General features: G+C 58.7%; 18 protein-coding genes. 4 read left to right on the forward strand and 14 right to left on the reverse strand.

Annotated features, from left to right (window positions below; all coding sequences use genetic code 11):
• Nucleotides 1-89: 89 nt before the first annotated feature.
• Nucleotides 90-1193: an AI-2E family transporter gene (locus GY169_RS06300; protein WP_167575259.1), complete on the forward strand. Its 1104-nt coding sequence runs from the start codon at nt 90-92 to the stop codon at nt 1191-1193.
• Nucleotides 1194-1198: 5 nt separating this feature from the next.
• Here GY169_RS06300 and GY169_RS06305 read toward each other — a convergent pair whose 3' ends face one another.
• From GY169_RS06305 to GY169_RS06370, 14 genes are all read right to left on the reverse strand, one after another.
• On the reverse strand, nt 1199-2014 hold the full coding sequence (locus GY169_RS06305) for a formate/nitrite transporter family protein (protein ID WP_167575260.1): 816 nt from the start codon (nt 2012-2014) through the stop codon (nt 1199-1201).
• 18 nt (nt 2015-2032) lie between these two features.
• Nucleotides 2033-4045: a sigma-54-dependent Fis family transcriptional regulator gene (locus GY169_RS06310; RefSeq protein WP_167575261.1), complete on the reverse strand. Its 2013-nt coding sequence runs from the start codon at nt 4043-4045 to the stop codon at nt 2033-2035.
• A gap of 115 nt (nt 4046-4160) precedes the next feature.
• Entirely contained in the window at nt 4161-4574 is a 414-nt protein-coding gene (locus tag GY169_RS06315; protein ID WP_167575262.1) for a formate hydrogenlyase maturation HycH family protein, read from the reverse strand.
• Nucleotides 4567-5331: an NADH-quinone oxidoreductase subunit B family protein gene (locus GY169_RS06320; RefSeq protein WP_167575263.1), complete on the reverse strand. Its 765-nt coding sequence runs from the start codon at nt 5329-5331 to the stop codon at nt 4567-4569. Before GY169_RS06320 ends, GY169_RS06315 begins: the two co-directional genes overlap by 8 nt.
• The gene (gene hyfH / locus GY169_RS06325; RefSeq protein ID WP_167575264.1) at nt 5328-5876 is read right to left on the reverse strand and encodes a hydrogenase 4 subunit H; all 549 of its coding nucleotides are present in this window, start codon (nt 5874-5876) and stop codon (nt 5328-5330) included. Before hyfH ends, GY169_RS06320 begins: the two co-directional genes overlap by 4 nt.
• Nucleotides 5877-5887: 11 nt before the next feature.
• Complete coding sequence (locus GY169_RS06330) at nt 5888-7606, reverse strand: NADH-quinone oxidoreductase subunit C (RefSeq protein ID WP_167577250.1); 1719 nt, start codon at nt 7604-7606, stop codon at nt 5888-5890.
• Nucleotides 7593-9185, reverse strand: a complete 1593-nt coding sequence (locus GY169_RS06335; protein ID WP_167575265.1) for a hydrogenase 4 subunit F — start codon at nt 9183-9185, stop codon at nt 7593-7595. Before GY169_RS06335 ends, GY169_RS06330 begins: the two co-directional genes overlap by 14 nt.
• Before the next feature lie 3 nt (nt 9186-9188).
• Nucleotides 9189-9839 (reverse strand): hydrogenase 4 membrane subunit, encoded by a 651-nt coding sequence (hyfE, locus tag GY169_RS06340; RefSeq protein WP_167575266.1) that lies wholly within the window; start codon nt 9837-9839, stop codon nt 9189-9191.
• A gap of 11 nt (nt 9840-9850) precedes the next feature.
• Nucleotides 9851-11290 (reverse strand): hydrogenase 4 subunit D, encoded by a 1440-nt coding sequence (locus tag GY169_RS06345; protein ID WP_167575267.1) that lies wholly within the window; start codon nt 11288-11290, stop codon nt 9851-9853.
• Between the two features lie 16 nt (nt 11291-11306).
• Nucleotides 11307-12254 (reverse strand): respiratory chain complex I subunit 1 family protein, encoded by a 948-nt coding sequence (locus tag GY169_RS06350; RefSeq protein WP_167575268.1) that lies wholly within the window; start codon nt 12252-12254, stop codon nt 11307-11309.
• Between the two features lie 10 nt (nt 12255-12264).
• Nucleotides 12265-14286 carry a hydrogenase 4 subunit B gene (hyfB, locus tag GY169_RS06355; protein ID WP_163446588.1) on the reverse strand — a complete coding sequence of 674 codons (2022 nt, stop codon included), beginning with the start codon at nt 14284-14286 and terminating at the stop codon, nt 12265-12267.
• A complete protein-coding gene (locus GY169_RS06360; RefSeq protein WP_167575269.1) occupies nt 14286-14888 on the reverse strand; it encodes a 4Fe-4S dicluster domain-containing protein in 603 nt (200 codons plus the stop codon). Before GY169_RS06360 ends, hyfB begins: the two co-directional genes overlap by 1 nt.
• A 239-nt stretch (nt 14889-15127) precedes the next feature.
• Nucleotides 15128-15598: a thioredoxin-dependent thiol peroxidase gene (gene bcp, locus GY169_RS06365; RefSeq protein ID WP_064543632.1), complete on the reverse strand. Its 471-nt coding sequence runs from the start codon at nt 15596-15598 to the stop codon at nt 15128-15130.
• A complete protein-coding gene (locus GY169_RS06370) occupies nt 15598-16170 on the reverse strand; it encodes a glycine cleavage system transcriptional repressor (protein WP_065355889.1) in 573 nt (190 codons plus the stop codon). Before GY169_RS06370 ends, bcp begins: the two co-directional genes overlap by 1 nt.
• 154 nt (nt 16171-16324) lie before the next feature.
• Here GY169_RS06370 and dapA point away from each other — a divergent pair, with 154 nt between their 5' ends.
• The 3 genes from dapA (at nt 16325) to purC (ending at nt 19074) form a co-directional block, all read left to right on the forward strand.
• A complete protein-coding gene (gene dapA / locus GY169_RS06375; protein WP_163446591.1) occupies nt 16325-17203 on the forward strand; it encodes a 4-hydroxy-tetrahydrodipicolinate synthase in 879 nt (292 codons plus the stop codon).
• Nucleotides 17204-17219: 16 nt separating this feature from the next.
• Nucleotides 17220-18251, forward strand: a complete 1032-nt coding sequence (gene bamC, locus GY169_RS06380) for an outer membrane protein assembly factor BamC (protein ID WP_064543637.1) — start codon at nt 17220-17222, stop codon at nt 18249-18251.
• Between the two features lie 109 nt (nt 18252-18360).
• Nucleotides 18361-19074 carry a phosphoribosylaminoimidazolesuccinocarboxamide synthase gene (gene purC / locus GY169_RS06385; RefSeq protein ID WP_035891480.1) on the forward strand — a complete coding sequence of 238 codons (714 nt, stop codon included), beginning with the start codon at nt 18361-18363 and terminating at the stop codon, nt 19072-19074.
• The last annotated feature ends 145 nt before the right edge of the window (nt 19075-19219 follow it).

The raw sequence follows: 19219 nt of genomic DNA on the forward strand, positions 1-19219 counted from the left end.
GGATAAAAATAAAAAGCGGAGTCTTTTTTGTGACACTTAGATACAATTCATGTTCTGTATGAACGCGATAGGCTTCAGGGAATAGATTTATGCTCGAGATGTTGATGCAATGGTACCGCCGCCGGTTCAGCGACCCGGAGGCCATCGCGCTGCTGGTCATCCTGGTGGCCGGGTTTTGCATTCTGTTTTTCTTCAGTGGCCTGCTGGCGCCGCTGCTGGTTGCACTAGTGCTGGCTTACCTGCTGGAATGGCCGACGGTTCGCCTGGAGCGCCTGGGCTGGTCGCGCACCTGGGCGACCAGCGTGGTGCTGGTGCTGTTTGTCGGCATCCTGCTGCTGATGTCCTTCGTGGTGATGCCGATTGCCTGGCAGCAGGGGATATACCTCATTCGCGATATGCCAGGCATGCTCAACAAACTCTCTGATTTTGCCGCCACCCTGCCGCGTCGCTATCCGGCATTGATGGATGCCGGGATTATCGACGCCATGGCCGAAAACATGCGCACCCGCATGCTGACCATGGGCGACTCGGTGGTGAAATACTCGGTTGCCTCACTGGTGGGGCTGCTGACGCTGGCGGTCTATCTGGTGCTGGTGCCGCTGATGGTCTTCTTCCTGGTCAAAGACAAGGAGCAGATGCTCAACGCCGTGCGTCGCGTGCTGCCGCGCAACCGCGGGCTGGCGGGGCAGGTGTGGAAAGAGATGAACCAGCAGATCACTAACTACATTCGCGGCAAGGTGCTGGAGATGATCGTCGTCGGCGTCGCCACGTGGCTCGGGTTCCTGATGTTTGGCCTTAATTACTCGCTGCTGCTGGCAGTGCTGGTGGGCGTGTCGGTACTGATTCCGTATATCGGCGCATTTGTGGTGACCATTCCGGTCGTCTGCGTGGCGCTGTTCCAGTTTGGCCTCGGCACCGAGTTCTGGAGTCTGTTTGCGGTCTACCTGATTATTCAGGGGCTGGACGGTAATCTGCTGGTGCCGGTGCTGTTCTCTGAGGCGGTGAACCTGCATCCGCTGGTGATCATTCTCTCGGTGGTGATTTTTGGCGGCCTGTGGGGATTCTGGGGCGTGTTCTTCGCCATTCCGCTGGCCACGTTGATTAAAGCGGTCGTGCACGCCTGGCCGGATGGGCTGGTGGCGGATGACGACGCCGACGGTCTGAGTAACAACAAAGCCGACGAGCAGAGTTGATACGGTTACGCATGATGCCGCTGCAGGCGAACCAGCGCCAGCAGCAGCAACCCGCCGCCGATCAGATTACCCAACACCAGCGGGAAGAGATTCCCGGCCAGTAAATAGCACACGCTGAGCGCGTTATCGCTGCCGCTCAGCAACCCGAAACGGGCGGGAGCAGAAGACTGAACGGCGATGGCCAGCGGTAGCAGAAACAGGCTAACCATACCGTGTGCCGCGCCGCTGGCGGAAAACAGGCTCAGCGGCAGCAGCATCGCGAGAATTTTATCCGTCAACGAATGGAAAGCGTGGCTGATTGCCACGGCAAAGCATAAGAGTAAATTGCCGACCATCCCGAGCCCAAGGTTGGTGATAAACGTGTCGCCCGGATGATGCGCCGATATTTGCAGTACCCGCAACCCCCAGCGGCCGTCGCCGCCCGTGCACAGACCGGAAAACCACATGAGCGCGGCCAAAAAGAGTACGCCTCCCGTATTTCCGGCGCAGACAATCAGGCCGCTGCAGAGCGCTTCGCGTGGGCTAATATAGCCACCCGCGGCTGCGGCGGTCGTGGCGAGCATGGACGGAAACAGTTCAGCGCCGCCCAGTACGACCGGAATCAAACTCAGCGTGAAGCACAGGCCGCTGGCCAGTACGCTGACCAGCGTGTTGGGCTGCTGGCTGAGGGAAACGTAGAACGCGGCGGCGATGGCGATAAAAATACCGGCGCTGGCGGCCAGCACAAAGCGCTGCGCCGGGCTCTGTTCCGCCCGTGCCATTCCGGCGCGGCTGGCGACGGCCAGTAGCGAGTGCGGGAGGTCATGACGGCGACTTTTCATGGTGGGCTTCCTGCCTGTCTATAAGACTTCTCGTGGTGAGATACCTAAACGCTGCATGCGCGAGAGCAGCGTGGTGCGCTTCATCCCCAGCCTGTTCGCCGCCCCTCGCGGCCCGGCGACAATGCCGTTGCTTTCCCGTAGCGCCTGCACAATAACGCGTCGCTCTTCGTCGTCGTTTTCCGGCGGCCCGGGATGCAGCATTTGCTGTACCGGGTTGACCGCGGGCGGTTCGACGTTCTTAAACGTTGGCAACAGACGCGTTGATTGCTGAGTCAGGTGCAGGTTCAGGGTGGTGTCGCGCGTCAGTAAGACGGCGCGCTCAATCACGTTCTCCAGCTCCCGCACGTTGCCGGGCCAGTCATAGGAGACCAGCTGTTCGAGCGTCTGTGGCGAAATATTGTCGATGGTGCGGTTCATGCGCAGGGCGAGCTTGCGGGTAAAATATTTTGCCAGCAGCGGAATATCTTCTGGGCGCTCGCGCAGTGGCGGAAGCTCAAGAGGAAAGACGTTCAGACGATAGAAGAGGTCGTCGCGGAACTCGCGGTTATCGACCATCTGGCGGAGGTCGCGGTTGGTGGCGGCAATCACTCTGACATTAACGTTGATGGTGCGGCTGCCGCCCAACCGCTCAATCTCTCGTTCCTGCAGCACCCGCAGTAGCTTAGGCTGTAGCTCCAGCGGCAAATCGCCGATTTCATCCAGAAACAGCGTCCCGCCGTCGGCGATTTCAAACCGCCCCTTGTGGGTGTTGATGGCGCCGGTAAACGCCCCTTTATCGTAGCCGAAAAGCTCGCTCTCCAGCAGGCTGGCGGGAATTGCCGCGCAGTTGATTTTGATCAGCGGTTTATCGTGACGGTTGCTGAGCTGATGTACCGCTCTGGCGATAATCTCTTTTCCCGTCCCGGTTTCGCCGCAAATCAGCACCGTACTGTCGCTTTGCGCGACGATATCGACCTGCTGCAACAGGTCGTGCATCGCCTGGCTCTGGTAAATAATATCGCCTACGCCCATGCTCGACAGCAGCTGCGCGCTCAGCTGGCTGTTCTCTTGCTTGAGGCTCTCTTTCAGCGCGGTCATGCTGCTCCAGGCATCGGCGTTATCGACTGCGATAGCGATGCGATCGGCAATCTGCTGTAGCAACGCGCCATTTTCGCGTTCAAACGGCGTCGTCGAGGCATGGGCGAGCAGCAGCACGCCCGGCGTGTGGTTGCCGAAGGTGAGTGGCAGCACCAGAATGTTGCTCAGGCCGCGGTGAGCCGCTTCGTAAAGTAACGGGTCGTTTTGCCAGCACTTGCTGTCATCCTGCTGATACAGCTGCGGTTGGTTCTGCGTCATTGCCTGAGTGAGGACCGGGCTCATCTCCTGCAAAATATAGTGCTGGCTTCTCGGCCCCTCTTCGCAGAACTCGGTATAGTGAACGCTGTGCTTTCCGGGCCTGCCGTTGTCACGCAGAATGATCCCGATGGCGCTGATGCCAAAATAGTGGTGAATCTCTCGCGCCACATCGCTCACCAGCTCCTCCATCTCCAGATGCGAGAGCACCGAGTTGGTGATATCGACCAGAATCTGGTGGTGGTCGCGCTCCTGAGCCAGCGTTTGCAGGCTGGCGCGCAGTATCTCCTGCTGCAGAAAATTTTCCAGCACTGGCCTTGCCAGCCGCGCCAGCCATGAAAAGAGTTGTGTATCCTGCGGCGTATACTGGCCGCCGTCGCTGCGAATAAAGCGCAGCTCCGCCATCAGCGCGTTGCTGAGTAAAATCATATGAATCGAGCTGTCGCTACACTCTCCCTGCCAGCCGTGGCTGCTACAGGCCACGCTGCCATCATCAAAGCAGCGGTAATAAAAGCCGCTATCAATAAAATGCAGCTCGATAAGCTGAACCCGATTGAACGGCGGGGGCAAAGGAATAAACGCCCGCAGCAGCGAGGCTTTGTCGCTCTGTTGGCGGAGATGTTGTAGTACCGTATTCACTGATTCTTTTAATGACATACCCGGAAGCGGGGCGATATTAGCCTCGTCGAACTGAGTCATCCGCAATCCTTTTTACTGGTAGCGTGTGGCGCAAGGGGCGCGTCGCGGCTAAAAAATAAGCTTATAATAACCATGCTAACTGTATTGTTATCTGTTTCACGTCTATGGCCTCGTGTCAGGCAATCTGTCTGGCCAGCAGATAAATAGCGGGCTCATAGGCAATGTCGTCGAGCAGTGAAAGCATGTCTTTGCTGAATGCCTGCTGCGCGGAAGAGGTATCGTCAGCCAGCGGGGCCAGCGCGTGCCGCAGCAGCGAGAGGTGGCTGGCGTCGATAATGATTTCACCGAACGTCAATACGCCCAGCATTTTGCGCTGTGCCTGTTCGTCTGCCAGCTGCCGCGCCCATTTGCGGTATTCGACCAGCGGGCAGCGTAGTGCCACCCGCAGGCAGTCAATGATGCCGACGTGATGGCCGATCGCCAGCGAGTAGTACATCACCTGACGATGCTGCTCCGGTAGCGTGGTGCTGCTGTCGATAAACTTTTGCCGTAGCGTCCAGAAGACGATTTCGCCTTTTTCTTCAACCACGCTGGGCCTCCAGAATGCGTAAAAGCTGATGGACGATATCATTTAAGCGCGGATCGTCAGCCTGCTGCAGCCAGATGTCGACCAGCTCGCCGGAGGGATCTTCGCGTAGCGTATTAAACAGTCCGTTGCAGATTTCCGTTCCCTGACGATAGCCCGCCAGCCGCCGGGCTTCACGTTCGATGGCAATGCGCAGGGCGCTGGCTATCGACGGCTGACGCAGCTGCGCGGGTTCAGACGCGTTAACGCACTCCTCGGCGTGAATTTTCTGCTGCAACAGCCCCAGCGCGACGGCGAAACCGTGGATAGTGGCCGCCGGCGTTGGCGGGCAGCCGGGGATCCAGACATCTATGGGTACGATGGTGTCGCTGCCGCCCCACACGCAGTAGAGATCGTGAAAGATACCGCCGCTGATCCCGCACGCGCCGTAGGAAATACAGATTTTGCGATCGGGCGCAGCATGATAGGCGCGTAATGCCGGCATCCGCATCGCACGGGTCACGGCGCCGGTGAACAGTAGGATATCCGCATGACGCGGAGAGGCGACGACCTTAATCCCGAAGCGTTCGGCGTCGAACAGCGGCGTAATGGCGGAAAAAATCTCAATCTCACAGCCGTTGCAGCCGCCGCAGTCCACCCGGTAAACGTAGGCGGAGCGACGGATATCCTTGAGCAGCAGGCGCTTCATCGCCTGAGTCTGCTCGTCAATAATCAGGGGCTGGCTGGTATGATGCGGGTGTACAACCTGTGGCGTATTCATCGTTGCTCCTTATTCGAAAAGGAGAGTGTGAGCCCATCGCAGCCGGCGAGGGCCGCACGTTGCTTGCACTGGGGGCAAACCGCCGCCTGCTGACGCAGCAGCGACAGGTTGGCGGCATCTTTTTGCTGCTGTACCAGCAGCGCAACCGCCAGCGCGATGGATTTTTCCACCGTGAAAGGCCGTTGGCATACGCGACAGCGCTGTAGCGTAAAGCGTGCGCGGGTGTAGAGATCGTCTTTACGCAGCACCGTGAGTTCGAAGTTTTCCGACAGTCGGATGGCGTGCGTCGGGCAGACTTCCTCGCAGCGTCCGCAGTAAATGCAGCGTCCCAGATACAGCTGCCAGGTGCGGGTATCGCTTTGGGTGTCGGTTTCCATCGTCAGTGCATTGGCCGGGCAGGCGGTGACGCAGGCGGCGCAGGCGATACACTGCTGCGCATTCAGCTCTGGTTTGCCGCGAAAGCCGGGGCACACCTCCAGCGGGGCAAAGGGATATTTCACCGTTGCTTCTCTGGCGCCTACGATGGTTTTGAGTAATTTCAGCATCGATTCGGTCCTTACTTCAGCGGTGAGTGGCGACGTTCCTGCCCGTAGCGCTCAAGATCTTTGTACGGCACGGTTGTCTGCCTGCGCTTGTGCACATCGACCAGCGTGACGCGATCGGTGCAGGAGTAGCAGGGGTCGAGGCTGCCGATAATCAGCGGTGCGTCGGAGACCGTGTTGCCGCGCAGCATGTAACGCAGTACCGGCCAGTTGGCGTAAGTGGCGGCACGGCAGCGCCAGCGGAAGAGCTTCTGGTTATCGCCAAGCATGCTCCAGTGCACGTCTTCGCCGCGCGGCGCCTCAACGTAGCCAAGGGCAAAGGCGTGCGGTCGATAGCTGAATCCTTCGGTTAATAGCGGCGTATTGGGAAGGTTGTCGAGGGCAAACTCCAGCATCATCAGCGAATCGAAGGTCTCTTTTACCCTGACCATGACGCGGGCAAAAACGTCGCCGCTGTCCATGCTGAACAGGGTTTTCGGCAGGTTGCCGTAGTTGGCGTAAGGATGATCGAAGCGCAAATCCCGCGCGAAGCCACTGCCGCGGATCAATGGCCCGACCGGGCTGTAGTCGCGCGCTATCTGGCGGTCGAGGATACCGACGCCCTGGGTACGCTGCGCCATATTGGGCGTTGCCAGCAGGATCTCGACCAGATCGGACACTTCAGCGCGCATTTCCCGCACCAGCTTCAGCGTTTGCAGACGCTGCTCTTTGAGAATATCCCGGCGTACGCCGCCAATCAGGTTCAGGCCGTAGGTTTTACGCGAGCCGGTGAGCAGTTCGGCCATGGTCATCGACTTTTCTCGTACGCGGAAAAACTGCATAAAGCCGGTATCAAAGCCGACAAAGTGGCAGGAGAGGCCAAGATTCAATAGATGGCTGTGCAGGCGTTCAACTTCCAGCAGCACTGAGCGGATAGCGTGCGCCCGCGGCGGCACGATAATCCCCAGCGCGTTTTCCACCGAACTGGCGTAAGCGACGCTGTGGGCGAAACCGCAGATGCCGCAGACGCGATCGGATAAAAACGTCACTTCGTTGTAGCCCATGCGCGTTTCCGCCAGTTTCTCCATGCCGCGATGGACGTAGAACAGGCGATAGTCGGCATCGACAATCCGCTCGCCGTCGACGAACAGACGGAAGTGTCCTGGTTCATCGGAGGTTATGTGCAGCGGGCCAATGGGAATAATACGCGCGTCGCGGTCGCCCTCGTTCACAAAGGGATAGCTTTCCGCATCGTCAGTGGTCTGCGGGCGCAGACGGTAGTCCATGGCGTCTTTCCGCAGCGGATGCATATCTTCCGGCCAGTCGTCCGGCAGCACCAGACGGCGTTGGTCCGGCAGACCGACCGGGATCAGCCCGTACATATCGCGGATCTCGCGCTCGCCCCAGACGGCGGCGGGAACGCGCGGCGTGACCGAGGGAAACTCGCGGCTGGTTGCGTCCACCAGCGCTTTCACCACCACCCAGCAGTTCTCTTCCCCCTCCATCGACAGGGCGTAATAGACCGCATAGTGACCGTTCAGCTCACGCTCATCGTTGCCGAACAGCACCGGCAGCCAGCCGTCGTGCTGATAGTAGAGAAAGTGGACGACCTCTGGCAGCAGATGGGTTTTTACCGTGATGGTCAGCTGGTTGTGGGTCTGCCGCGCCGCCTCCAGCACCGCGCCGGGAAACTGCTGCTTGACTGCCGCAAGGTAAGCCTCGCCTCGCGGCGCTGAGTCATTAACGCTGTCCAGATAGTTCACTTTTACTCTCCGATGCAGATGCGGTAGTTGCGGGAAAAAGGGATTGCCAGTGGCTAAGAGAAATGGGTTTGTCTGCCGACCCCGACAGGACGATGGCCGAGGCGTTCTCCAGCATGCGAGCAACCGGCTGTGGGATGCAGGTGCCCATGAGCAACATCATGAAAAGCAGCAGCACCATTGGCGCGGTGGTCTGCCAGCCTAATTCGCCCCGGCTCACCGCCTCGGGCGGGCGAGCAAACAGCAGGCGGGCGATCATGCGAATCAGCCCGGCCAGCACCAGCGTCAGCAACAGGAGCAGCACAATGGTCAGCGCCACGTGGCCGCGAGCCAGCCCGGCGGTCACGGTCATAAATTCGCTGAGGAAAATGTTGAACGGCGGCATCCCGCCCAACCCGAGCGCGCCGCCGGCCAGCAAGACGGCGCTGAGCGGCATAATTCTCAGCATCCCGCACACCACGTCGAGGTTGCGGGTGCCATACTTCAGCAGCACGTTACCCGAGCCGCAGAACAGCAGCGTTTTCGCCAGGCTGTGGTTGAGGGTGTGCAGCAGTGCCGCCAGCACGCCGAGCGGCCCGCCGATCCCCAGCGCCACCACGATAAGCCCCATGTTTTCCACGCTGGAATAGGCCAGCAGTCGCTTCATATCCTGCTGGACGAGGATAAACAGCGCGGCAACCGCCACCGACAGCAGGCCGAAGATCAGCAGCAGCCTGGCGGGAAGGCCGCTGTCGACCGCGTGGCTAATCAGGATGTAGTAGCGAATCAGCACCAGCAGCGCGCAGTTCAGCAGCACCGCCGACAGCAGGGCGCTGACCGGGCTTGGCGCCTCGCTGTGGGCATCCGGCAGCCAGGCGTGCATCGGGAAGAGGCCGGTTTTGGTGCCAAAACCGATCAGGATAAAGACAAAGGCCAGCAGCATCAGCGTGGGGTCGAGGCTGGCGGCATGTTTCAGCACTTCCGTCCACAGAATCGACTGTTCCGGGTCAGGCATGATGCTGACGGCGTTGGCATATACCAGCACGGTACCGAACAGGCCAAAGGCGACGCCGACGGTACAAATAATGATGTATTTCCACGCCGCCTCCAGCGATGAACGCTGGCCGTAAATGCCCACCAGAAACGCTGAACTCAGGGTGGTCGCCTCAATGGCCGCCCACATCACGATCAGGTTATTGCTGGTGACGACCAGCAGCATGGTAAACAGGAACAGGTGAAAAAAGCCGTAGTAGTGGCAGAGCGTGGCTGGCGAAATCTCGCCGTGTTCCACTTCATGACGCATATAGCCGATGGAGTACAGGCCGGTCAGAAAGCCGATAATGCCGAGGATGGCGAGAAACAGGCCGCTCAGACTATCAATATGCAGCCAGCGCAAAGGGGAGAATATTTCTCCCTCGTTGAGCGCGGTGGCGACCGTTAGCAGCGACACCGCCAGCAGCAGCGTGATGCCTGAGGTATGCAGCAGGGTGACGGCCCGATGTTGCCCGTCGCCGAGCCAGCGGCAGGCGAAGCAGAGCAGTGAAATAACCAGCGGCGTCAACAGCAGCGAGGTGAGCATGACAGAGTGACTCATTTGTTATCCCTTCAGCGCAGTCAGGTCGTTGGCGTCCAGCGTGCCGTGAGTGCGCCCTATTTTTCTTGCCAGCACCACCATCACCACGACGGCGAAAATGGCATCGGTCGCAATACCGATTTCCACCAGCTCAGGTGCGCGCCAGGCGAGCAGCGCCAGCACCAGATGCGAGCCGTTTTCCATCAGGCAGTAGCCAAAAATCTGCCGCAGGATGTTGCGCTGGCTGATGATGCACAGCAGCCCCAGCAGAAAATGCCCCAGCGCCACCGCCAGCGCCGGTTTTAGCGCGGCGGCCATTGGCAGGCGAACAGGCTGCACGACAAAAGCGCACAGTAAGACGATCAGCGCCGCCAGCAGCGCCATCGTCACCGGGCTGAAAAGCGTCTGTTCAGCGCGTACGGGCGCCATTTTTCGCAATGCATAGCCCATAATCAGCGGCACCAGCACCACCTTGGTAAGCAGGGCGCTGAAGGCCCACATCATCAACTGCTCGGCGGCGAAGACCTGCGACAGGGTGAAAAAGAGGGTTACCAGCACCAGCGATTGCACGGCGTATAGCGCGCAGGAGAGGCGATAGGGTTTCGCGCAGATCACCAGCAGCGAGGTCAACATCATTAGCCCGGCCAGATTGTTGGTCAGCCATATTCCGGTCATTTTTAACCTCCTTATTGAAGCCAACTGGCGGCGATGACGCTGGAAACCAGCGACATCACGATTAAGACAAGCAGCACCAGGCGCATCGACAGCGGCAGGGGCGCGGCGTGAACGACCTCTTCGCTCGCTTTGCCCGGCACCACCCGACCAAACCAGTAGATCAGCCAGCCGAAGCTGGCCACGGATTCGACCAGCGCCAGCACCATGATGGGCAGCAGCAGCCAGTGCTGGCTGGAGAGGGCAAAACCGGCGGCGAAGAGCGGATATTTGCTAAAGAAACCGTTGAACGGCGGCACGCCGGTTATCGCCAGCGCCGCCACGCAGAAGCCGACGCCAACCAACGGCAGAGTGGTGAGCACCCCGCGCAGCCGAGGCAGCAGCCGTGTGCCGCAGCTATAGCTCAGCGCGCCAGCGACGAGGAAAAACAGACTCTTGGCGAAGGCGTGGTTGACGATGTAGGCGATGCCGCCGCTGAACGCGAGGGGGGAGCCGAAAACGGAGAGCGATAGCGCCAGAAAAATGTAGGCCAGCTGGGTGATCGTTGACCAGGCCAGCAGCCGCTTCATATCCTGCTGTGGTAGATACATCAGGAAGCCGTAAATCAGCGTGACCAGCGCCATAATGACGCCAACCCAGCCGATCGCCGTCGGCACGTTACCGCCGTCGAGAATGGCGCGGGCGAAAATGTAGACGCCCACTTTAACCATCGATGCGGCGTGCAGATAGGCGCTGACCGGCGTCGGCGCTTCCATTGCATCCGGCAGCCACGCCTGGAGCGGCAGTTGGGCTGATTTTCCCCACGCGGCGAACAGAATACCGCCATAGACCAGATAGCGGGCGTCGCCCTGTAGCTGGCTCATGGCGCTGAGCGCAAAGGTGCCTGTTTGTAAAAACAGCGTGGCGGCGGCAAGGTACAGTCCCAGAGAAGCAAGATGGGTAATCAGCAGCGCCTTTAGCGCCGAACGTTGCGCCTTCTCGCTTTGGTAGTAGCTAATCAACGCCCATGAACAGCCGCCGGTGATTTCAAAAAACAGCAGCTGGCCGAGGATTGTGGCCGAGAGCACCAGCCCGGACATCGCGCCGATAAAGATCAGCAGAAAGGCGTAATAGCGATTGCCGCCATCGTGCGGATGCTCGCGGTTTTGCGCGGTGAGGTAGCCGGTGGAGTACAGCGCGACCAGCAGACCGAGGAACACGACGACGAACAGAATCAGCGTGCTGACGCGATCGATAACGAAACCGAACAGCGCGGTATCGCCAATGCTGGCGAGGGGAATTAGCGTGGCCGTTTTGCCGCTGCAATAAAACGCGGCGTTGAGCGCCAGCATCGCGAGGGTCGCTAACCCGGCAAACAGCGTGCCCAGCCTGGCTGCCTGCTTCTGCGGGGCCAACGACACGACCAGCGCGCCGATAAACGGCAGTAGCAGCGTCGTTAAAGCAAGATTTTCCATAGTGTAACGGTGCTCCTTACAGACCGGTTAGCCAGAAAACATACGACAGGGCGGCCAGGCTAAAACCGAGCCAGGTCAGATGGTGGGTCAGCAAAAAGCGGCCGCGGGCAAGGGCGTTTTCCACCACCGAGGCCAGCGCAAACAGCACCAGCACCTTCAGCAGCGTCACGACCAGCGACAGCAACAGGCTACCGACGCTGAGCGTGACGGCGCTGCCGAAGGGGAAAAAGAGGGCGATAAATAACGAGGCCATCACCACCTGTTTGAGCCCCAACCCCCACTTCACCAGCGCCAGCCCGGCGCCGGAGTATTCTGTCAGCGGCCCTTCCTGTAGCTCCTGCTCCGCTTCCGCGACGTCAAAGGGGATTTTTCCCATTTCGATAAAGCAGGCGAACCCACAGGCCAGTAGCGCCAGCAGCGTTGCGACAGGCGAAACCCAGCCGTTTGCCAGCGCGTTGCTGATGATGGCGATATGGGTTGAGCCCGCGATCAGCGCCAGCACCAGAAGGGCAAGGATGAGCACCGGTTCGACCAGCACGCCCAGCGTTAACTCGCGGCTGGCGCCGAGCCCGGCAAACGGGCTGCCGGTGTCCAGCCCTGATAGGGCGAAGAAAAAGCGAAATAGCGCCAGCAGGTAAATCAGGGTGATCAGGTCGCCGCCGCCGGTGAAAAGCGAGGCGCGGACAAAAAGCGGCAACGTCGTCGCCACTACCAGCATGCTGCTGAGCAGCACCCAGGGCATCAGGCGGAACATCAGCCCGGAAGAGGAGGGGGCAACCTCCTGACGTTTCAGCAGCTTGCTGATATCCCGGTAGTCCTGCCAGATGCCGGGCCCCTGGCGGGAGTGCATTCGGGCGCGAATCTGGCGCGAGACGCCGGTGAAAAAAGGCGTGAGCGCCAACAGTATCACCGCCTGAATCAGCGCCATAAGCAGCAGGCATCCGGTGGAAAGAGTGTGGGTCATCGTCATATCCTCAGACGCCAATGGTCAGTAGCAGGATCAGCAGCGCGGCGATCACATACAGGCAATAGAGTCGGAAATCGCCGCTTTGAAGATGCTGAACGATCAGCGCCAGCCGCTGCGTCAGACCAACGGTCGGGCGAATAATGCGCTCGTCCCAGAACGGCTCGGCGCGCCGTGCCGCTGACGTTGCGTGCGCCAGTCCGCGAGACATCGTCGGGGCCGGATCGCAGCGTTGACGCAGTTGATAAAGCGTGGAGAACATCACCCGCAGCGGCTGGGTAACGCTGCTGGCTGAGGGCGCCATCGCGCTCTCCCAGCCGTAACCGCAGGCCCACGCATCGCCGCCGCGACGAAACGTGCCCCGGCTCGGGCGGTTTATCAGCCAGAACACGCCGGGAATGAGGGGCAGTGCGATAAGTAGCAGAAGAATGAGCGAAGGCGTCAGCAGGGTATCGTGCAAGCCGCCGGGTATCAGCGCGGCGCCCTGCGCAGCGGGCGGCGTGGCTGTCGCAATAAGCGAGGCGACAATCTGCATTATCTGGGGGGCAATCCAGACCGCGCCGACGCCGCTGAGGACGCAAAGCGCGGCCAATATCAACATGGCGGCGACCATCGGCCACGGAACTTCGCGCGCCCGTTCCGCCGCTTCGCTACGCGCTGCGCCGCAGAAGCTGATGCCATAGACGTTGACGAAGCACATGGCCGCCAGCGCGCCGGCCAGCGCCAGCGTGACGATAGCGACAGGTCCGGCAAGGCGCAGCGCCACATCGCTGAAATGGGTCATGGCGAACAGCGATTGATAGATATACCACTCGCTGACAAAACCGTTCAGCGGCGGCATCGCGGAGATCGCCAGGCAGCCGATGGCGAATGCTCCCGCGGTCCACGGCATTCGCTTCGCCAGTGCGCCCATCTGGTCCATATCGCGAGTGTGCATCCGCCAGATAATCGCTCCGGCGCCGAGGAACAGCAGTCCTTTAAACAGCGCGTGGTTGAGCACATGAAAGAGCGCGCTCAGCAGGCCAACGGCGGCAAGTACCGGCTGATGCAGCGCCAGGCCGATCAGGCCGACGCCGACGCCGAGCAGGATAATGCCGACATTTTCCACCGTACTCCACGCCAGCAGGCGTTTTATGTCGCGCTCGGCCAGCGCGTACAGTACGCCAATAACCGCCGATATGGCGCCGACAGCCAGCACCAGTACCCCCCACCACAGCAAAATACCGCTATGGGACAGCAGGTCGATCGCCACTTTCAGCATGCCGAAAATACCGATTTTCACCATCACGCCGGACATCAATGCCGATGCGTGCGAGGGCGCTGCCGGGTGTGCGCGCGGCAGCCAGCTGTGCAGCGGCAGCATTCCCGCCTTGGCGCCGAAGCCGAGAAAGGCCAGCAAGAACACCGCGGAAGAGAGCGCCGGAGAGAGCGTCAGCGGGCGGAAGCTACTGAAATCGAGACTGCCGCTTTCTCGCCAGAGCAGGAAAAAGGCGATCATGATCAGGACGGAACCAGCGTGGGCGATAAAAAAGTAGAGCATCCCGGCGTGCAGCGATTCGTCGTTTTGCTCGGCGATGACTAAAAACCACGAGGCCAGGGACATCATTTCGAACAGCACGATAAACCAGAACGCGTTGTCCATGACCAGCAGGCCGACCATTGAAGCGATAAACAGGTTCATAAAGAACCCCATCGCCGCCGCCCCCTTTCCGAGGTATTCACGCATATAGGCCAGCGAATAGAGTGCGCAGACGCTGACCAGCAGCGAGATAACCAGCACCATAAACGCGCTGAGGCTGTCCATCCGCACGCTCAGGTCGGCGAATTCAAACGGGGTTGATACACGCCAGAAAAGGGTGGCGCCGTCATTGAGCTGGCTAACGGCGCTGGCGATGCCCGCCAGGCCGCCCAGCAGGGCCGGGATGCCCGCGGCCTTGATGGCCAGCGCTTCTCGGCTGGAAAGCAGCAATGAAGCCAGGCCGCCTGCCACGTACAGCGTCAGGGAACATAACAGGAGTTGTAGGGCATCCATTAACGTTGATCCTGGAGAGGGGAAAGGGAGGGGAGCGACTCTGCCGCGAGCCGCTGCTGTTGTTTCGCCCGCTGCTGTAACGACGCTTCGGTGACGAGGTGCAGCGCCTGAGTGGCGCAGGCCTGTACGCAGGCCGGACCGGCGGGCAGGAAATAGCAAAGATCGCACTTCACGGCGACGGCTTTGATACCGACATCCCAGCGCAGCAGGGGATGAAGCTCGGGCGCGCTTTCTACCGTATTGTGCAGCGGCGTAGCAGGCTGATGCTGAAAGTGGGCTGGGGTACTTACCGGCTGGCTGCCGGAGGGCGTAATCGCGCCAAACGGGCAGACCAGCGCGCAAAGTTTGCAGCCGATGCACAGGCTCTCGTTGAGCTGCACGGCGCTATCAACGACGCTGATAGCACTCACCGGGCAGACATGCAGGCAGGGCGCGTCTTCGCAGTGGCGACAGAGAATGGGCGCGGTCTGCGTGGCGGTACGCGCCAGGGCAAGCCGCGGATGCTGTTGTAGCCCCTGCGTTTTATGCGCGTCCGCGCAGGCGGCAAGACAGGTATTGCACCCGATGCACCATTGCGGGTCGGCAATCACAAAGCGATTCATGACATTTCCTTGAGACAAAAGCGGAATCTGCATCGCCTAATGCATAAGTAATGCCAATCTTTAAAGTTGTTTTAAATCAATGTGATATGTGTTTTTCGCGCCTGAGGCCGAACAAAAGTGATGATGTCGGGAGAAAGGGGGCGGCGAAGATTCGGCACTAGTGTCGGAAGGGAAAATGTGATGTGAGCTTGCTCACAAAAAGAAGGCGCCGGAGAACCGGCGCCGTGAGGCGGTGGCGATCAGGCGTTAGCCTGTAGCCAGCCCAGCACCACGTCATGGTGGTTGCTGGTCTTGAAATCATCGAAGACGTGTTCAATTTTACCGTCGGCGTCAATCAGGAAACTGATGCGGTGAATGCCGTCATAGGTTTTCCCCATGAAGGTTTTCTCACCCCAGATGCCAAATTGTTCACAGACCTGGTGATCTTCATCGGAAAGCAGGGTGAAGTTCAGCAGCTCTTTTTCAGAGAAGCGGGAGAGTTTTTCCGGTTTATCGGTGCTGATACCCAGAACCTCAACGCCGGCTTTTTTCAGCTCGTCCATATTATCGCGAAGGCCGCATGCCTGCACGGTGCAGCCAGGGGTCATCGCTTTCGGGTAAAAATAGACCAGAACACGTTGTCCCTGGAAGTCGGTCAAATTTACTTGCTCGCCGTCTTGATCGGGCAAACTAAATTTCGGTGCGATATCACCGGCTTTCAGTGGGTTCATTACTCAGCTCCATCCTGTTCATCATGCTGTGAATAATTAATCACGTTTATACTGCCTTGCGCTTTCAATTCTGTACATAGGGCTTTGAACGCTTGCTCAATATTTGATGCATTTTGCGTAGCCGGGCTGTGGGCGGTAATTTGAATAAACAACTGCGCCGCCCCTTCATCGGAGCCCGGTTGGGTACGCGACACCAGCTCGGCAATATTCATCTCCCAGCTGTCGAACAGGGCAGTAAAACGCTCGATAATATGCGGTGAATCAGGAACTTCCACCTGTACCCACACGGTAGCCGGCATGGCCGGACGCGGGCTGGCGGTGGTACGTTTCATGACGATCAGCAGGTCCAGCTCCGCACCTTTCAGCGGCAAGGTGGACTCAATCAGCGTAATCGCATTCCATGTTCCGGACAGCAGCATAATAAAAGTGAATTCATCTCCCAGCATCGCCAACCGACTGTCTTCGATATTACAGCCGCAGCTGCTCACGTGACGAGTGATCGTATTGACAATGCCAGGGCGATCCGCGCCCAGGGCTGTTATGACCAGATAGTGTTGTAATGAGGCTGTCAAACCTGTTCTTCCTTTAAAAAGGTGCGGTATACCCTAGGAAAGCATAAAAAAAACCGGCATACAACATTCTGAAGGGCCTCAGTCTCTTGCTTTTATTACAGTACCAAACGTACCATTGAGTTTCATGTCCGCACGTCAGCACAGAGGATGGCCCATGTTCACGGGAAGTATTGTAGCGCTTGTCACGCCGATGGATGAAAAAGGTAATGTCGACCGTTCAAGCCTGAAAAAACTGATTGATTACCATGTCGCCAACGGAACCTCGGCGATTGTGTCGGTAGGGACTACCGGCGAGTCAGCAACGCTTAGCCACGAAGAGCATGGCGATGTGGTCTTAACCACCCTGGAACTGGCCGATGGCCGTATTCCGGTTATCGCAGGAACGGGGGCAAATGCAACCGCAGAGGCGATTAGCCTGACCCAGCGTTTCAACGACAGCGGCGTCGTTGGCTGCCTGACCGTTACCCCATACTACAACCGTCCGACTCAGGAAGGTCTGTTCCAGCACTTTAAAGCGATTGCCGAGCATACTGACCTGCCGCAAATCCTGTATAATGTGCCGTCCCGTACCGGCTGCGATATGCTGCCGGAAACCGTAGGTCGCCTGGCGAAAATTAAAAATATTATCGCGATTAAGGAAGCCACGGGGAACTTAAGCCGCGTTCATCAGATCAAAGAGCTGGTTTCAGACGATTTCATCCTGCTCAGCGGTGATGATGCAACCGGTCTGGACTTCATGCAGCTCGGCGGTCAAGGCGTTATTTCGGTAACGGCGAACGTCGCGGCGCGTGATATGGCGGAAATGTGCAGACTGTCCGCAGCTGGAGAGTTCGCGCAGGCGCGCATCATCAACCAGCGTTTGATGCCGCTGCACAATAAATTATTTGTCGAACCCAATCCTATCCCGGTGAAATGGGCATGTAAGGAATTGGGGCTTGTGGCGACCGACACCATGCGCTTGCCGATGACACCGATTACCGACCACGGTCGTGACGTGGTGGCATCCGCACTGAAGCATGCCGGTTTGCTGTAAAGTTTAGGGAGATTTGATGGCTTACTCAGTACAGAAGTCGCGCCTGGCCAAGGTTGCGGGTGTATCGCTGGTTTTACTGCTTGCGGCCTGTAGTTCCGACTCGCGTTATAAGCGCCAGGTGAGCGGCGATGAGTCCTATCTGGACGCTACGCCGTTAAGTGAACTTCACGCCCCTGCGGGCATGATCCTGCCGATCGAAAATGGCGACTACAACATTCCTGTCGCCAATGGCAGCGGTGCCGTCGGTAAAGCGCTGGATATCCGTCCGCCGGCTCAGCCGTTGGCGCTGGTCGCTGGTGCGCGTACCCAGTTTACGGGCGACACCGCCACGCTGTTGGTGGAAAATAGCCGTAGCGGCTCTCTGTGGCCGCAGGTGGTCAGCATAATTCAGGGGAAAAACTACACCATCACCAAACGTGATGATGCTAGCCAAACGCTGACGACGGACTGGGTCGAGTGGAATCGCCTTGATGAAGACCAGCAGTATCGTGGTCGCTATCAAATCTCCGTGCAGCCTCAGGGCTACCAGCAGGCGGTGATGGTGAAGCTGGTTAACCTGGAACAGGCGGGCAAACCGGTGGCCGATCGCGCTTCGTTACAGCGCTATAGCGCCGAAATGCTTAACGTGATTTCCGCTGGTCTGGATAAGAACGCCAGCGACGCACAGGCTTCTCGCGGTTCCGCGGGCGCGACCTTTGATGTACAGAGCGCTTCTGATGATACCGGTCTGCCAATGCTGGTGGTGCGCGCACCGTTCAACCAGGTCTGGCAGCGTCTGCCGGGCGCGCTGGAAAAAGCGGGCATGAAAGTGACCGACAGCACCCGTTCTCAGGGCAGCATCGCCGTGACCTATAAGCCGCTGTCTGACAGCAGCTGGCAGGCGTTGGGCGCGAGCGATCCGGGTCTGGTCTCCGGTGACTACAAGCTTCAGGTCGGTGACCTGGATAACCGTAGTAGCCTGCAGTTCATCGATCCGAAAGGTCATACGTTGACGCAGTCGCAAAATGACGCCCTGGTAGCAGTATTCCAGGCGGCATTGAGTAAGTAATTTATCAGGGCTGGAGCAATCCGGCCCTTTTTTCTGTATAGTGACGCAAACGTGTGCGTCAGCAGAAAAGCACAAATTTTTATGGTTAATCATCACTGGAGTGACAAAGATGCAAAAGCTAGCTGAGTTGTATCGTGGTAAAGCGAAAACCGTATACAGCACCGAAAATCCGGATCTGTTGGTACTCGAATTCCGTAACGATACGTCAGCAGGGGATGGCGCTCGCATTGAGCAGTTCGATCGTAAAGGTATGGTGAATAACAAATTCAACCATTTCATTATGAGCAAACTGGCGGAAGCGGGTATCCCGACCCAAATGGAAGCGCTGTTGTCCGATACCGAATGTCTGGTGAAAAAGCTGGATATGGTGCCGGTGGAGTGCGTTGTCCGTAACCGCGCCGCCGGTTCGCTGGTGAAACGTTTAGGGATCGAAGAAGGTATTGAGCTGAACCCGCCGCTGTTCGACCTGTTCCTGAAAAACGATGCCATGCATGACCCGATGGTTAACGAATCCTACTGCGAAACCTTCGGCTGGGTGAGCAAAGAGAACCTGGCGCGCATGCAGGAACTGACCTTCAAAGCGAACGACGTGCTGAAAAAGCTGTTCGACGACGCGGGCCTGATTCTCGTGGACTTCAAGCTGGAGTTCGGTCTGTTCAAAGGCGAAGTGGTGCTGGGCGATGAGTTCTCGCCGGACGGCAGCCGTCTGTGGGACAAAAAGACCATGGATAAAATGGACAAAGACCGTTTCCGCCAGAGCCTTGGCGGCCTGATCGAAGCCTACGAAGAAGTGGCGCATCGTTTAGGCGTGAAGCTGGACTAAGTTACGACGTCCCCGGCCTCGCCTGCGCGTAGGCCGGATAAGGCGTTGACGCCGCCATCCGGCAATGTGTTCGTTGCTTGCCCGATGGCGCTGCGTTGACCCGCTCATCTCCCTTCCTGATGTATTTCCAGTGGTAATCCTGCCC

Source organism: Kluyvera genomosp. 3, assembly GCF_011765685.1.
GTDB classification, from domain to species: domain Bacteria; phylum Pseudomonadota; class Gammaproteobacteria; order Enterobacterales; family Enterobacteriaceae; genus Kluyvera; species Kluyvera georgiana_A.